We start from the raw sequence: 13381 nt of genomic DNA, 5'->3' as shown, positions 1-13381 counted from the left end.
TGCCCTGGCACAACAAAGAGACCCAAACGAGCTGATGCCTCGCCCTGAGCCTCCCTGCCTTCCTATTCCGCATAAAACAAGCCATTTTCGGGGAAGCTACCTTCTGCCTCCAAGGTTGGAATGTTCTTCCTATGATGTCGTTCCAGTTCCAGGACGCTGCTGCTGATTCTGCTTCTTATGCGCGATATAGCGCTTCAGAAACTTCTTCCCGGTAATGAAGTACCAGACGATCAGCGGTGCAATAATGTTCACGCCTAGAATGAGGTAAACGACGATCCACATAAACCATACCGTATTGAACACCTTCTGATAGATCCAAGAATGATAGAAATCCATACCGGCCTGGCTCCTTTATCCTGTTCTGCCATAACTCACACATAAATGCCGTTGTTATTGTAAGCAGGCGGGGTCTCGTCTATACCAAGCAGCAGAGAAAGGATGGTGTCGAAGATGTCCGCAAAAAAGCAGCCACAAGCAGATCAGCAAGCGGACCAGCAAGCGGACCAAGCTGTACAGAAAGCACAAGCCTTGCAGGAGGAACGGCTCAGCGCTTCCTTCTCGCCGAAGCTTGCCGATAATCTCGCGATTATTGACGCCTTGCTCGGGAAGAGCGCCGATGTCCAGCAGCGGGAATTCCGGTTATGCGGCAATGCGCAATATCCCGGTATCTGCAGTTTTGTCGACGGGCTGGCGGATACGCTCATCGTCGAAGCGATTCTGAAAGCGCTCATCGTGTTCGGCGAAGATCTGCATCGCGATCCTGCTGGGATCCCCACGGCAGAAGACCTTCGGACAACCTTGCTCGTGAACGCTTCCGCGAAGACAGCGACCCGGATGAGAGACGGGATAGCCGCAATCTTGTCCGGAGATACGCTTGTCCTCGTTCAAGGGATGGAAGAAGCCATTATCGTCAGCTCCAAGGGCTGGAAAGACCGGAGCATCGAAGAGCCTTCATCGGAGAATAACGTTCGCGGTCCGCGCGACGGCTTTACAGAGAGCATCCGCACCAATACGGCGCATGTGCGCCGGCGTATCAAGGATCCGATGCTGCGCATGGACCCGATGATCATCGGAACTCGTTCGCAAACGGACATTAACATTGCCTACATCGGGGACATCGTGAAGGAAGGACTCGTGGACGAAGTCAAAAGGCGGCTCAACGGCATTAAGATCGATGCTATTCTCGAGAGCGGGTACATTGAGGAGCTCATTGAAGACGCACCGCTATCTCCGTTCAATACAATCCAGAGCACGGAGCGGCCGGATAAGGTCGCCTCTGCGCTACTCGAAGGCAGAGTCGCGATCTTCATCGACAATACGCCCGTCGTCCTCATCGTGCCGACGTTCTTCTGGCAGTTCATCCAAGCGCCGGACGACTACTATAACCGCTACTGGGTCGGCTCGTTCTTTCGCAGCGTGCGCTATCTCGCGCTCATTATCAGTCTCGTGCTGCCGTCCCTCTATGTCATGCTCGTCTCGTTCCATCACGAGATGATTCCGACCGCGCTGGCGCTGACGATCGCCTCCGGACGCGAAGTGGTGCCGTTCCCCGTGCTGCTGGAAGCGTTAATGCTCGAGATCGCATTCGAGCTCATGCGCGAAGCCGGCCTGCGCATGCCGAAGCCTATCGGACAAGCGGTCAGCATCGTAGGCTCGCTCATTATCGGGCAGGCAGCCGTGCAAGCCGGGCTGGTCTCCCCGTTCATGGTCATCGTCGTCGCGATAACGGAAATTTCGTCCTTTGCCATTCCGAGCTACTCCTCGTCGCTCGCGCTGCGCATCTTCCGGTTCCCGCTTCTTATCGCGTCCGGCGTGCTCGGCCTGCTCGGCTTCGCGACCGTGTTCTTCGCCTTGCTGCTGCATGCATTGTCGATCCGCTCCTTCGGCGAATCGTACTTGGCGCCGGCAAGCCCGTTCCGTCCGGCAGATCAGCGTGACATGCTGCTGCGGATGCCGATTTGGATGATGAATGAGCGGCCGGATTTTGCCCAAGACAAGCAGCGGCTGGGCGAGCATCAAATGCCCAAGTCATCACCTAAGGGAGGCTGAAGCCAACCATGTTGAAACGAGCTGCCGCACTGCTCCTCAGCCTCCTCATCCTGCTGTCTCAAACCGCTTGTCTTGGTCTGAGGCAAATTAATGAACTCGCCCTCGTTACAGCCGTCGGCCTCGATATTGGCGATACGCCGGGTACGGTACGCGTCTCGGTGCAGATTATCCGACCCGCTGATGCTCGCGGGCAGACCGGTGCGCCGTCAGGCGGGACAGGGCAGCCGATCTACTCCATCAGCGCGGAGGGAGAGACCATCTTCGATGCCATTCGCAATCTTGGCCGGTTCTCTTCGAGGCGAGTATACTGGGCCCATAATTTCGTCATTGTCATGCATGAAGACTACGCGAAGAAAGGTATCGAAGATATGGTCGACTTCTTCACCCGCAATCATGAGCTTCGTATGAATACATGGGTCGCGGTAACGCCGAATCGGCCAGATGAAGTCATTGCTACGATTACCGGCCTTGAAGTCGTACCCGGCGAAGCAATTGACCGACTGTTCCGAAATAATCATATCGTCGGTCGCGCGCCGGCCAGCAACATGATGAACCTCGAAGAAGCTTTCTTAAGCAGCTCGACGGAGCCTGTCCTTGCCAAAGTTACGCTGATACAGCGAGGAATCTCCAATAAGAAGCCAAAGGAGCATGGCTCCTTGGAGCAGGTTGATCTCGCCGGCGCAGCAGCATTTCATGGCGACAAAATGGTCGGTTGGCTGAATACGAGGGAAACGCGCGGCCTCCTATTCTTCCTGGAGCGGCTTGGCAGCGGCATTGAAGTCGTCAAATGCACCAACAACAATGAGAAGCTGTCCGTTGAGTTCAAAGAGGCCCGTACAAAAGTGACGCCGAGCTTCCCGAATAAAGAGCCGCATTTTCGCGTTCAAATCAAGGCCAATGCGGATATCGTAGAGAGCGGATGCGGCATTAATTTGGATGAAGAGATACGCCTCTCGACACAGAAGAAGCTCGAAGAACAATTGAAGCTCGATATTACGAGCGTCCTCAGCAAGGCGCAGAAGAGCTATCACAGTGATTTTCTAAAGCTCGGGGATGTGTTCCGGAATAAGTATCCGATGGAGTGGCATGGCATGAAGCAGAATTGGGACCTGATGTTTGCGAAGGCTACGTTCGACGTGGAAGTGAAGGCATCTATTAAGAGCGGCGTAGTTAAAGCGGTTGGGACGGAGATCAGATGAATCAGCAGAGCAAATTCCAAATTACGAATGGGATGTTCATCGCGATGATGGTCAATCTCATCTTCGTCAAGGCGATCGGCGTGACGCAAGGCGTGCTCGCCCGGACAATTGGCCAGGATATGTGGATCGCCACCCTTCTGGGCACACTCCAGGGGATGGTCATCATGTACATCACCTACCTCGTTCTACGCAAAACACCGGATCTCGATTTCATGTCGCTCAGCCAGCGGCTGCTTGGCAAATGGTTCGGCAAGCTGATCGCGCTAGTCGTCTTCTTGTTCTTCTTGGCTGGCTTCGGGCCGATCATGATTACATTCGTCTATCATTTGCAGGACTACTTCTTGCCAGAGGCGCCGCTTATTCTATTCGTCATCGCACCGCTAATCGTCGGCGCTCTCGGCTGCTATTACGGGCTGGAGGTGATGGCTCGGCTCTCGCTTGTAGGGCTGCTCTTTATCTTCCTCCTGAATGTGCTCATTATTATCGGTTCAACGCATGAATTCGATATTCGAAATTTGCTGCCTGTCCTGGAGAACGGATTTCCCCGTACCTTCGTTGCCAGCTTGAATTTCGACACCGATTGGGCACTCGCGACGATGCTGGCGGCGATAGTGATGCCCTCCCTGAAGAATGCGGGTCGCATTGGCGGCACGACAGGAATGACTGGAATTGTGGCAAGCGGACTGCTCACCATGATTTGGTCCATCCTCGAAGGAGCCGTTCTATCATCAGAGGTAACAAGCCAGTATACCGTCTCGTGCATGAAATTAGCGCGCAACTCGCATATCGGCACCTTCCTGCAGCGCTACGAAATGATCATGATCGCTCTGTACTCCATTCCGATCTTGTTCGAGGTGATGTTCTGCATCTATGCGACCTCGGTATGTACCGCACGAATCGTGGGACTGAGGAGCAACCGAACGACCATTCCAATCGTTTGTGTCATTCTAGGCGTGTTCGGCTACTGGATTGTGGATGACCATTACCGGGCAATAGATTTTCTTGAGGTGACCTGGCCACGGATCGCGCTGCCGATTGCTTTCGGCTTGCCGGTGCTTCTGCTGCTCCTGCGATTACTTCTAGGCAAGAAGCTGAAATCATAGTTAACCCCCGCAATGATTAAGCTCATTACGGGGGCATGTTCTATCACTGAGGGTTCTCCGGAGTTGGTACGGCAGGCTCATTCTCCCCGCCCATGCGGCGGCGCGATGTTTCTTTTCGCCCAGTAGCCGGAACATGCTCCGACACCCTCGCAAGGCCAATCACAGGCATATTTCCGTATACGCACTCATACTCCCCGGCCCGCACTTTGTAGGTTTCATGATAGATTCCGACTGTACCATCAGTTCCGACCTTACGGTTGAAATTCTTCCATGCTGTCAGATGCTGTCCGCCGCGGGCATACGCCTCGAGCTGTTCGTACGAGTCCCAGTATTGAAGCAGATGAACGCTGCGCCAACTGAACATAAATTCCGTACCTCTGAAGCCTAGCTCTTCATTGGTATACAGCTCCTTAATCATCGGTCCCATCGATAGAAAGACAGGCAGCCACTTATGTATGGCCCATAGCCGATTCACACGCATGCCAATTAGGAATACGACGAAATCACCCTCCATTTGAGCCGTGTATCTGCCTGGAATTACTTTCGCCAAACCGCCTTCACTCCCTCCCAGCCGTTCTATCCAAAATATACCATACGCCGTGCGAGAGTTTCGTATGACGATCAAGATTTCAAATGAACTAATAATCGAAAGCAAAAAGCAGTGTGCTCCGCTACAGAACACACTGCTACCTATAGCGTCATCGCTTGGCCATACCTTGCGAGGAACGCTTCCTTCTCTTTGTAGTCCGGCATGATGCTTCCAACCAGCCTCCAGAACGAACGATCGTGATTCATATGCATGAGATGGCAAAGCTCGTGAATGATGACGTAATCAATAACCTCCACCGGCGCCATCGCAAGGCGATAGTTGAAGGTCAACTGCTTCTTCGAGCTGCAGCTTCCCCACTTGGTGCTGGAGTCTACGATTTCAACCGACTTCGGCGCTGCTTTCAGCTGCTTCTGGTAGCCTTGAATGCGCTGCCCAATCACTTTCTTGCAGCTTGCAAAATAAAACTTCCTCAGCTGCAGCCTAAGCTCCTCTTCCCCGAGTCCCGCCGTGTCGATTAATTCATGCAGCTTATAATATCGGCCAAGGTGAAGGAACTTTCCCTCCTCCTGATATTCCTTTAACAGCGGCGCTTCGCGAGCCTGCTCAAGCGCATCAAGCTTGGCTGCAATCTGTTTCCCATACTTCTTCACCGCTCGGGCGATTCCATCTTCGCTCGTGCCATTAGGCGCCTTAACCGTTACAAATCCGTTCGATTCGATCTGGATCGCGAGCTTCGTTCCCTGTCCATAAACCACATGTACGTCAATGATTCGCTGCTCGATTTCAACTTTCATTATTTGTGATCGGATACAGCTTCTCAAGCGCTTCACGCTGCTGCGGTTTAATGTTGATCTTGGCTCTTATATTCTTCGCTTTCTGTTCCGCATCCGCCAAGTCACTGCTAATGCCCAGATTGATTAACGTTCCTGCTGCAACAGCGCCTGTTCTGCCTCCGCCTCCATTGCAGTGGAAGCCTACCTTCTTGCCGCTTTTGTATGCGTCTACCACGTGGTCAATCGCTCGCGCGAACAGGATATCCTGCGGCTCCGTAGCGTTATCGCCAAGCGGCACTTGAATCCACTCCACATTCGCTTGCGGATACTCGCTGCCGGTCGCTTCCCCGCGAAGGTCGACAATGACGTCGACGCCTTCGTTCTTAATCATGGCTTCAACATCAGCCGCTCCACCCATGAAGATTCGATTCTCGTGAAGAGACTGATACTTCTTCTCCATTGTCATTTGCAGGATCAACTCGTTTCCGTGAATTTATAGACTACATTATACATCACGTTAATCCCTGACAGTCAATTTCCAGAAAGCGATCCGATCCCGATTCCACGTGTAAGTGATATATAGCTCATTACCTTTGGCGACGATAGCGGGGTAGGAATACTCCCCGGGTCCGTTCTCAAGGACGAACTCATCCTCCCAAGTCATGCCGTTATCGCTCGAGAAACGCACGACAAGCGGAGTTCGCGGGCTATCCGTCGCATATCCGGCAACCGGGTTAAAGACCAATGCCAGCCTGTCGTTATCCATCAAAGCCGCATCTATGCCGCTATTGTTGTTCGGAAGCGCAGTCTTGTACGCCTGGCACCATGTCCGCCCGTTATCCTCCGAATCGCTGCGGAAGATCCAGCCCTCGGTGCTGCGCAGCAGCATATGTACATGCTCGCCGCCCGAAGACCATAGCGTTGGCTGAATGAGGCCCTTCGCAAACCAATGGTCAGCGCCGACATACGAAGCCAAATCCATGGGCACAAGCTCGCTCCTTGTCCATGTCTGTCCGTTATCGCGCGAGATATCAACGAATGCTTCCCAAATTTGCTTCCCTTCCGCAGCAGGATCATGCCGCTCCACCGACGCCGGTGCGAGCAGCGTTCCATCCGGCAGCGCAATCGGTTTGTTCCGCACAGGGCCGCGGCCTCCGACATCCCCCGGAACTAACTCGCGAGGCTGCTCCCAGCTGACCCCTCCGTCCTCAGAGCGGCTGACACATGTATACCAATCGGTAATTTCATGACCTACTTTATAGAACAGAGTCAGAGAATTCCCTTGTGCGTACAGCACCGGGTTCCAGTGAGCAATTCCCTCTTCATCTGCTGCCTTATACGGAGCTGACCAGACGCCTTCTACTCGCCGTGACATCCAGATCGCCACATCGCTCGACTTCTCATGCTTGCCAGCGAACCATGCCGCAACGGCGTCTCCGCCAGGAAGTACAGCAACTGTCGAGGCATGGCTGCTTCGGAACGGCTGACCTTCTTCAAATATATATTCCTTCTTCGCAATCACTTGCGTTTCATTCGCCACTTTCCACTCACGCTCCACTCTAATGAAATAATTAGCATTACATCCTACATGCGAACATGATACCGACCGTAACGCCGGATGGGCAATTGACTTCTTTCGCTGACCTCTCTATTTTCGCTGAAGCCTCTGTTCGGCTAGAAAATTATATCACCTGCGATTATAGATCAAGTAGGAAAGGACACCCTGATTAAAGAAAGAGATAGGGATAAGAAAAGCAAACCTGAGGAGGATATCATGGGAAGAGTCGTTCATTTCGAGATTCACGTTGATGACATGGATCGCGCAAAGCAGTTCTATGGTGAGGTTTTTGGTTGGACCTTTGAGGATTGGAGCAGCTATGCGGGCATGCCTTACTTTGGAGCGGTAACTGGCGCTGCCGAATCGATGGGCATTAACGGCGCTTTGGTGAAGCGTATGGGGCCTCCGCCAGAGCCGGGTCAAGCCGTCAACGGCTTTGCCTGCACGATGGGCATTGGCGACTACGATGCGACGGAGGCCAAGATCCTCGCGCTAGGCGGGAAGGTCGCTTTGCCGAAGTATGCGCTGCCCGGCATGGCTTGGCAAGGCTACTACATTGACACCGAAGGCAATATTATCGGTATCCATCAGCCGGATGAGAACGCAAAATAAACAAATGGGCTGTCCCACATGCCGTCGCTGATGACAATGGGATAGCCCTTTTCTCTTGATACAAGGTGCAGGGTGCAAGATGTGAGATGCGGCTCACTAGCTCTCGTTGTTACCGATCGTGCTTACACGCCATATTAGATTAGTGTCGACGATTTCTCTGTACGCTCTCTTATCATTAGGCTCGTTGATCTTACGAAGGAGAATATCCAGCGCGCGCCGCGCCATCTCCCCCTTGGAGCTGCTGATTGATGAGAGCGGGAACGGAACGAACATTCTGGAATGGATGTTGTCGAATCCAATAATCGCGTACTCCTCGGGAATTCGGCAGCCCATTGTTTGAAGGACGTACATCGCTTCCCAAGCAATAACATCATTGAAGGCAAAGATCCCGGTAAAAGACTCGTTTTCGACCATCAATTTAACCGTTCTTCGCGTATCGCCCGGAAGCCCCACATCTCTCACAAGAAGGGGATCCACCGTCAGCCCCGCTTCTTCATGCGCCCGCTTATAGCCCATATATCGCTCCTGAGCACTCGAAATCCGCTTCGGCCCATTCAAGAACAAGATTCGCTTATGCCCTGTGTCGAGCAGATGCTTCGTGGCGAGATATCCGCCTTTCTCATCGTCGCATATGACGTAATCGTAATCGTTCTCTTCCAAGAAACGACGACCAATGAGCACGAACGGAATGCCATTACGCTTCATGAACTGTATATTCTCGGTGCTGCACTGCGCCGGGCAGATGATAATGCCGTCGACGTTCTTGCTTATTGCAGTGCGGATCGCCCGCTCTTCTAATTCATTATCTTCCTCCGTATTGATAACGAAGATCGTATAGTTATGCTTCCTGGCAGCCTGCTCGATATCCTTAACCATAATGCCAAAATGCGGGTTGGCGACGTCGCTTACAATAACCGCGATCGTTCTTGTATGCCCGGAACGAAGGGAGCCCGCAACGGAATTGCCGACATAGCCCATTTCTTTCGCCAATGTCTTAATGACTTCCCGGGTAGCTGGAGCAATATCTTCTTTATCCTTGAGCGCTCTGGAGATCGTATTAATGGATAGCCCTGCTCTGCCGGCAATATCCTTCAGTGTTATTTTCTTGCCTTCCATGTCTTCCTCTCCTAACAAAAGCCGACTCGAACAATAAAGCACCGATATTCCGCTACATTAACGTTCACAGCTACAACATATCACTTGTCCAATTATTTCGTCAATGTTAAGCAGGAGTACCCTTTGCATAGGCTTTCTGATGAAGAAAGCCAAGCGGTAAAACGGCCGCTTGGCTTCGATACTAACAAACTATTCGAGCTTCACATTCCGGTACAAGCGTTGCTCCCAACCCGTAAGGTCAAGGCCGCTCTCTCGATCATACTCCATCCAGATGTTCATCGCGCCTCTTGCCCGGTTATCCCAATACGGATACGGAATGGCGGTAACTTCGTCCCCGTCCGCATCCTTCGTGTGCAGGAGGACCGCACCGTCGAAGAAGTCCTCTGCCTGCTCGAGCTCAAACACGGGCTGAACCGGAAGCTTGCGATGAACGCCCTTCTGCGCATCGGACGATTCGCGCGTGTACTGCACCTCTCCGCGACGAATGACGAACTTCTCGTTATCCATCGACTCCAAACAATAGAGCATCGGACCACGCTTGATAGCTGCCTTGTTCGCGTGAGTCGTTACGTTCGGATGCGCTTCGACCAGATTCACGGGCATATCCAGATGAAGCTGGATCGAGTCACCTTCGCTCCACTCTCGCGTTAAGACAGCATATCCGTCAGCGATTTCGTAGTCGACGGACTGACCGTTTACCTGAATCGTGTAATGCTCGCACCACTGCGGAATGCGCAAGCGAACTGGGAAACTAGCGGCGCCATCAGGCGTCAACGCAATGTCGACTGCTCCGTCCCACGGATAGTTGGTCCGCTGCTCAATACGAACAACCGCATCGCCAACCTTGAGCTCTCCTTCACTAGCCACATACAGATTCACAAAGAGTCCTTGCGCGTCATGAGCATATACGAATGCAGGAAGCTCAGGCAGCATCTTCAGAATCATCGGCGGGCAGCATGGACAGCCATGCCATTCCCAGCGGTGCATTCTTCCATTGCTGACGAGCGGATTCTCATAGAAATACTTATGACCATTCATCGAACGGCCTGCTAGCAAAATGTTATAGAGGATGTTCTCCAAGCAATCGACGTATCGTCCTTCGCCGCTCGCCAAGAAGAGATTCCAGCTGAAGTACCCCATGCCGACCGCTGCGCATGTCTCCAGATACCCGTCATCTGGAAGCTGGTAGTTCTCGCCGAACTTCTCTTCATTATGAACGGCTCCGATTCCGCCGCTGATATGCGATTTCTGGTATGCAATGTTATTCCAAAGCTTCTTCGCAGGCTCATAATATTGCTCATCGCCCGTTGAGAGGTATAGCGCGGACAGCCCCGTGTAGAAGAGCGTTGCCCGAACCGCATGCCCTACTGCCTCGTCTTGCTCAGCGAACGGCTTATGATCCTGGGCGTACTCTTTGAATGAGGTTCTGCCCTCATGATTGCCGCGATGGTGAATCCAGAATGTCGCCAGCTCCAAGTAGCTGTCCGCATCGAACGGCAAGTTGAGGCGAGCGGCAAGCTCCGGCTCCTCCTTCGCGAGCTGGGATAGCTTAAGCAATGCTTCCTCCGGCAGCGAATGTCCCGGAACGATATTGCGCTTCGGCGGCGGTCCCATCAAGTCGCTCATATGGTTCGCGAATCTGACGGAGGCCTGCAGCAGCGAGATTTTGCCGGTCGCTTTATAATGATGAACTCCCGCTTCCACCAAACATCCGGCATTGTAGACATCATGCTGCCAGACCAGATTGCCTCCGTTATCTCCCCATCTTTGGTGAGGACGGTCTAGCAGTGTATAGGTATTGATATAGCCGTCTCCAACTGCGAGCTGCGCCTTGTTAATTCTCTCGATAATCTGGTCGACCCTGCTATCGATAGCCTGATCATACTCGGCTGCCAATAGGTCAGATATGCCGCGAATGGATTCATAGACGAGGCCGTCGAACCAAGGCTCACCGCAATGATAGCCCCCTTTGCCTCCCGCTACAAAATCAAAGTTGCGATAGGCGCCGTCGCTCTCGAATTTATTCAGCACATCGTGTACGGTTACATGACGCAAAACTTGCAGCTTTGGGCTCCAGAAGCGGTCGGTAATTCGGACCGCGGTTACTGGCAGATTCGTAATTTTCTGCTTGTCGTATGTCGTAGGCTTTACGGATTGACTGGATTTTCGAACCGTATCGTTGTCTATCATTGCTACTCGTACACCTCTTATCCCTGTAATAGGATCATGATTACAATGCGCCCCCGACTTTAACCCGCTTCCCGCTCTCGTAAGACTGAATAGCCGCCTCTGCAATTAACAGTGCTCGATATCCGGATTCTGCGTGAATCGGAGGTGCTTCACCCTTGCGGAGCGCGTCAAGCAAGCCATCGACATGCTTATCGAACGTCCGATGGAAGTCGCGGTCGACGTCATTGAAGTATCCTGCTTCCCAGCTCTCCCCGATCTCATTGCCTGCAGAGTGGAAGGTATATTGCTTCACCGTATCGTGGATAACGGCGCGCCCTCGCGTGCCGTCAAGCTCAATGCGATGCGTGTCCGGATAAGCATAGGAGGAATCGTAGGTACCGATCAGACTGCCTACCGCGCCGCTCGCGAAACGAAACGCAAGGGACATCGTCCGGTAGCCTCCGCCTGTCTTGTCCGTCATCTCCGCCATCACGGACTCGATCGGTCCGCACAGATGCTCCAGCAAATCGAAGCCATGGCACTGGGTTTCAATGAGGTTCGCATGGGGATGACCAGCTCCCCCTTCGCCGCCGAAGCGCCACGAAGCGAAGGTCAGATCGCCGAGACGACCGGAGCGAATCGCTTCATAAGCCAGCTCCACAGGCTTCGCATAGCGGTGATTGAAGTTAATTGCGAAGAAGAGGTTGCGCTTCGCAGCTTCATTAAGGAGAATATCGGCTTCCTTCAGATCGAACACCAATGGTTTCTCCACCAGCAGCGGAACACCGGCCTGAATAATCTCTAGTGTAGCTGCAAAATGGCCTTGGTTCGGCAGGCACAAGCTCACCAAATCCGGCGTTTCCTTCTCCAGCATCTCGGCAATCGAAGTGTATGGCCTCGTACCGTACTCGGCGGCTTTGTCCGCTGTCTTCTTCGCATCTCTTCCTACGATCGCGCAGAAGTCTACGTCCGGGCGCGTCGAGAAAATTCTTGCGTGTTGAAGTCCCCAGCTGCCTGCACTCGTAAACCCGGCAGACAATCCGCGGCCGCCAGAAGAGCCGCCCGCGCCGATCAAAGCGACTTTCAGCTTCTTGTTGTCGCTCATTGTTCGATCACAACTTTCCCCGTGTCGCCTTGGAAGAACAATTCGTACGCTTCTTGAATCTTGTCCATGCCGAAGCGGTGCGTGATAATTTGTTGCATATAGGCCATATGGTTAAGCAGCAGCGGATGATTCTCCGCAATCTCGTGATACTGGAAGTACTCGCTGCCCAGCACGCTATGTTCCGGAGCGATCAAATCGCTGGATACGTTGAGGTTCAACTCCTGGCCGTGCCCTACGCAGACGAGAGCTCCCCGCTGCGCAAGTACTTCAAGCGCGGCATGCCGTCCAGCGGTTTTGCCGCTTGTATCAATTGCTGCATCGACGCCCTGGTAACCTGCTTCCTCAAGCGCCTGCTTGATCGAACGATTCGCCAGGTTCACCGGAATCGCGCCCATTTGCTGAGCAAGATCAAGTCGATATTGAACAAAATCCATAATGAATACAGGGATATGGAAACCTAGCAGAATCTTCGCCATCGCGAGCACGCCTAGACCGATTGGACCCGCGCCGACCACGAGCACGGATTGGATGTCCTTGTGAACGAGCTGAGCCCGCTTAATGGCATGTCCGCCAGTGCCCATAATATCGAGCAGAATCGTAGCTTCTGTTAGCGGAATAGATGGATCAATCGCGAAGAATACATTCTCGTTCACAACCATGTACGGGGCATATCCGCCGCTATGCGAGAAGCCATAATCCGCTCTCTTGCTCAAGCACTGATTCGTGAAGCCTTGCTTGCAGCTGCGGCACTCGCCGCAGAAATCCATCAGGAAGACGACGCCAGGCGTACCGACAGACGTCTTCGTTCCTGGACCAGCAGCAACTACGATGCCGGATGCTTCATGCCCTGGCGTCACTACGCTTCCCTCGTAGAACTGATGGCGGTCTGAGCCGCATAGAGCATTCGCTTTCACCTGTAGAAGAAGCTGGCCTTCGCCGGGAACCGGAACGGGACTCTCGCCGTAATTGATTTTTCCATTGCCGATAAATAAAGGGATAGCCATCTTTTGCGGTACGTTAGTGATGCTGCTCATTGTGTATTCCTCCATCCAAATTATATAAAGTAAGTATTGCAGATCCTTGGTTTACTGCTGCTGACTGACTCGAACAACGGCTCATTATTAACGTTAATGTAAATTCACAATAA

Annotated in this window: 13 protein-coding genes; 4 read left to right on the top strand and 9 right to left on the bottom strand. The window is 52.9% G+C overall.

The genetic code is table 11. The annotated features are described in order from the left end of the window. Positions 1–129: 129 nt before the first annotated feature. The gene (locus AC0YNX_RS29345; protein ID WP_475819251.1) at positions 130–336 is read right to left on the bottom strand and encodes a hypothetical protein; all 207 of its coding nucleotides are present in this window, start codon (positions 334–336) and stop codon (positions 130–132) included. Positions 337–450: 114 nt separating this feature from the next. Between AC0YNX_RS29345 and AC0YNX_RS29340 the strand changes: the two genes are divergently transcribed. From AC0YNX_RS29340 to AC0YNX_RS29330, 3 genes are read left to right on the top strand one after another with little or no spacing between them, the layout of a single operon-like run. Continuing rightward, positions 451–2049 (top strand): spore germination protein, encoded by a 1599-nt coding sequence (locus tag AC0YNX_RS29340; protein WP_475819250.1) that lies wholly within the window; start codon positions 451–453, stop codon positions 2047–2049. 8 nt (positions 2050–2057) lie between these two features. Further along, positions 2058–3248 carry a Ger(x)C family spore germination protein gene (locus tag AC0YNX_RS29335; protein ID WP_475819249.1) on the top strand — a complete coding sequence of 397 codons (1191 nt, stop codon included), beginning with the start codon at positions 2058–2060 and terminating at the stop codon, positions 3246–3248. Beyond that, a complete protein-coding gene (locus tag AC0YNX_RS29330; RefSeq protein ID WP_475819248.1) occupies positions 3245–4351 on the top strand; it encodes a GerAB/ArcD/ProY family transporter in 1107 nt (368 codons plus the stop codon). The genes AC0YNX_RS29335 and AC0YNX_RS29330 overlap by 4 nt, the downstream gene beginning before the upstream one ends. Before the next feature lie 43 nt (positions 4352–4394). On the opposite strand, the gene AC0YNX_RS29325 is transcribed toward AC0YNX_RS29330, so the two are convergent. From AC0YNX_RS29325 to AC0YNX_RS29310, 4 genes are all read right to left on the bottom strand, one after another. Further along, positions 4395–4901 carry a DUF4188 domain-containing protein gene (locus AC0YNX_RS29325; RefSeq protein ID WP_475819247.1) on the bottom strand — a complete coding sequence of 169 codons (507 nt, stop codon included), beginning with the start codon at positions 4899–4901 and terminating at the stop codon, positions 4395–4397. Positions 4902–5041: 140 nt separating this feature from the next. Then, the gene (locus tag AC0YNX_RS29320; protein WP_475819246.1) at positions 5042–5695 is read right to left on the bottom strand and encodes a M48 family metallopeptidase; all 654 of its coding nucleotides are present in this window, start codon (positions 5693–5695) and stop codon (positions 5042–5044) included. Further along, positions 5685–6134: a protein-tyrosine phosphatase family protein gene (locus AC0YNX_RS29315; protein WP_475819245.1), complete on the bottom strand. Its 450-nt coding sequence runs from the start codon at positions 6132–6134 to the stop codon at positions 5685–5687. Before AC0YNX_RS29315 ends, AC0YNX_RS29320 begins: the two co-directional genes overlap by 11 nt. 57 nt (positions 6135–6191) lie before the next feature. Then, on the bottom strand, positions 6192–7214 hold the full coding sequence (locus AC0YNX_RS29310) for a sialidase family protein (protein ID WP_475819244.1): 1023 nt from the start codon (positions 7212–7214) through the stop codon (positions 6192–6194). A 234-nt stretch (positions 7215–7448) separates the two neighbouring features. Between AC0YNX_RS29310 and AC0YNX_RS29305 the strand changes: the two genes are divergently transcribed. Next, a complete protein-coding gene (locus AC0YNX_RS29305) occupies positions 7449–7844 on the top strand; it encodes a VOC family protein (protein WP_475819243.1) in 396 nt (131 codons plus the stop codon). Between the two features lie 96 nt (positions 7845–7940). Here the strand turns inward: AC0YNX_RS29305 and AC0YNX_RS29300 are convergent, their stop codons facing one another. From AC0YNX_RS29300 to AC0YNX_RS29285, 4 genes are all read right to left on the bottom strand, one after another. Next, positions 7941–8960 carry a LacI family DNA-binding transcriptional regulator gene (locus tag AC0YNX_RS29300; protein WP_475819242.1) on the bottom strand — a complete coding sequence of 340 codons (1020 nt, stop codon included), beginning with the start codon at positions 8958–8960 and terminating at the stop codon, positions 7941–7943. A 189-nt stretch (positions 8961–9149) separates the two neighbouring features. Further along, positions 9150–11150, bottom strand: a complete 2001-nt coding sequence (locus tag AC0YNX_RS29295; protein ID WP_475819241.1) for a glycoside hydrolase family 127 protein — start codon at positions 11148–11150, stop codon at positions 9150–9152. A 40-nt stretch (positions 11151–11190) separates the two neighbouring features. Beyond that, positions 11191–12234, bottom strand: coding sequence for a Gfo/Idh/MocA family protein (locus AC0YNX_RS29290; protein ID WP_475819240.1), 1044 nt, complete (start codon positions 12232–12234; stop codon positions 11191–11193). Beyond that, a complete protein-coding gene (locus AC0YNX_RS29285; protein ID WP_475819239.1) occupies positions 12231–13268 on the bottom strand; it encodes a zinc-dependent alcohol dehydrogenase family protein in 1038 nt (345 codons plus the stop codon). The genes AC0YNX_RS29290 and AC0YNX_RS29285 overlap by 4 nt, the downstream gene beginning before the upstream one ends. Positions 13269–13381 lie beyond the last annotated feature (113 nt).

This window comes from Paenibacillus sp. J31R98 (assembly GCF_056269245.1).
This window is presented reverse-complemented; position numbering and strand designations above follow the sequence as displayed.